This window comes from Enterococcus sp. S53 (assembly GCF_016516865.1).
Taxonomy (GTDB): Bacteria; Bacillota; Bacilli; order Lactobacillales; family Enterococcaceae; genus Enterococcus_D; species Enterococcus_D innesii.
Genome location: NZ_JACVUH010000045.1, coordinates 1 through 2,344, shown reverse-complemented (window position 1 = coordinate 2,344; position 2,344 = coordinate 1). Strand labels below are relative to the sequence as shown.

Below are 2,344 nucleotides of genomic sequence, written 5' to 3'. Positions count from 1 at the left end.
GGCGTAACCGTCTCTACTAAAATGTGTCCAAGATATTGACTCAAATCCAATATCAGATGCCGCTCAAATTCATTCAGATTCTACTTTACAAACTTTATCAATTGATGCTGATGCGTTTGATCCAGAGGGCACTGCTGAGTTATTATCTGAAGCGTATTGTTTATTAGAAGGTTTAACTCCTTTGATTATAGAGAAACGAGGAACTAATCAGATACATGCTTTTTCAAAAGAAACAAATGCAAATCGAGGAGAAAATATCGAGCTTGCTAAATGTGAAATTAGAATCAACTTTAAACCTTTTACCAAAGGGATAGCAAAATCAGCTGGAATGATAATTGAACTTTCGAAAGAAGAGTTTGTATTATTAGGTATAAATATTTCGTTGACTTTACAAGCAAAAAGGAAAATTTATGGAAATATTGGTATTATAACTTTAGAAGATGGAAAATTTGAAAATAACAAATGGATTCGTAATCGAATATTAAATGGTGATGATCGTTACGATATCAGCATTGAAAATACTCCAAAACTATTGAGATTTAAATATCATATTTTCTAATTTAATTGATGGGATTTTGCACAAACTGTATAATTATAATGATATAAAATGAAAATGCAGTCGAGTTGTTAATGCGACACAATCGGATTCTGTCACATTCGATGAAATCGCTCCGTCCTTAGAGGCTCTAAGAGAAAATCACTTTTCTTTTAGAGCCTTTTTTCTATAGCTTGTTTAAATGTGACTTATTATCTGTTATAATTATATTAAGTAACATTTGAGAGGTGGCTAAAAATGAAGAGCGTGGAACCGATTCGCGACAAAAAAAAGATCGATGCCATGAAGGCTATTTTGGCTTCCGGCAAATATGGGCAACGGAATTTGGTGCTTTTTTCGATCGGGATCAATACAGCGTATCGAATCTCCGATTTAAGGCAGTTGAAATTAAGTGACGTGTTAGAAATTTCCCGTGGTCGGGTAATTGTCAAAGAACGTCTGGCCATGAAGGAACAAAAAACAGCTAAACACAATTCGGTCTTCATTTCGAACAAATTACGAAAAGTGATTCTTGATTATGTTCAATCCGAATTTCCTGAGCAGCTGCAAGCACAAGACTTCAGCAAGTATTTGTTTCCAAGTCGAAAAGGAGCAGATACGCCCTTGACCCGACAAAGCCTTTGGCGGATCATTCATGAAGCTGGAACAGCGGTTGGGTTGAAAGAAATTGGCCCCCATTCGATGCGCAAGACCTTCGGCTATTTTTTGTACAAGCAAGGGACAAAAACCGAGATCATTCAGTCGCTGCTCAACCATTCTTCACAACGGGAGACCTTACGCTATATTGGGATCACCCAGGAAGACAAAGATACCGCCGTAAAGAGTTTGGATCTGTGACAGAATAACGCCCTATATAATAGAAGAAAAAATTTAAGAGGTGAGAAGATGAACGAAGAAAATCGTCCTAAATTTCCTGATAAATACCACTTATCTCGCAAAGAATCGGTGTATTTATTGAAGAAGAACATTGTAGAACTGGTGTATAATGCGGGGAAATTTGAAGGGTTAAACACAACGTTGTTGCAAACAGAAGAGATTATTAAGTATAATCGGGCCAATAACGTGGCGGTAGATGATGTCCTGACCGTCGTTAACTTAAAAAGAGGCTTTGAAATGCTTTTAAACGACGTACAGGATCCCCTGATCGAGACAAGTAAGCGGATTAATCGGATCGTTGCAGCGGAAGATGCCCTTTTCCCTGGTGAAATACGATCCGGTGGGGTAGAAGTATCAACCATTCAAGGCAGATATGTGCCGCCAATGTTAACTGAAGATGAGATAACGGATCAATATGACAAAATAATGAAGCAAAATATATCAGAGACGGAAAAAGCTTTGCGCCTGTTTCTATTTATTTCGAAAAATCAAATATTCTGGGATGGCAACAAGAGAACTGCTCTAATTACAGCAAATACGATTTTATTTAATCAGGGTGCTGGTCTAATATCAATTCCAGAATCGAAGTTTACAAGGTTTAATGAGTTGCTTTCTGCTTATTACAATAGTGAAGATGATATAGACGCAGAAAAGATACTGGATTTTATGTATTCGAACTGTATTTTTGGAATTACTTTTCAATAAATTTACTAAGGAGTGACTTCTTTGACTAGTTTTGCAAGAAAGCCTACGGTATTTATTAGTTCAACCTGTTATGATTTAAAACAAATTAGAAGTGACCTTAAGAAGGTTATAGAAAATGATTTAGGGTTTGAAGTACTATTGTCTGAATATTCCTCGTTTGGAATGGCAACAGTTTTTTTGACAAATTTTATAAGGTGCAGAACTTCT

General features: G+C 36.3%; 4 protein-coding genes. All 4 read left to right on the top strand.

Going from position 1 to position 2,344, the window contains the following annotated elements:
- Nucleotides 1-34: 34 nt before the first annotated feature.
- Complete coding sequence (locus tag IAE45_RS18455; protein ID WP_325123440.1) at nt 35-559, top strand: DUF5597 domain-containing protein; 525 nt, start codon at nt 35-37, stop codon at nt 557-559.
- A gap of 234 nt (nt 560-793) precedes the next feature.
- Nucleotides 794-1,393, top strand: coding sequence for a tyrosine-type recombinase/integrase (locus IAE45_RS18450; RefSeq protein WP_002385303.1), 600 nt, complete (start codon nt 794-796; stop codon nt 1,391-1,393).
- A gap of 48 nt (nt 1,394-1,441) precedes the next feature.
- The gene (locus tag IAE45_RS18445) at nt 1,442-2,137 is read left to right on the top strand and encodes a Fic family protein (RefSeq protein WP_200127832.1); all 696 of its coding nucleotides are present in this window, start codon (nt 1,442-1,444) and stop codon (nt 2,135-2,137) included.
- Between the two features lie 12 nt (nt 2,138-2,149).
- Nucleotides 2,150-2,344: DUF4062 domain-containing protein (locus IAE45_RS18440; protein WP_200127834.1), on the top strand; the 195-nt coding region annotated here is incomplete at its 3' end.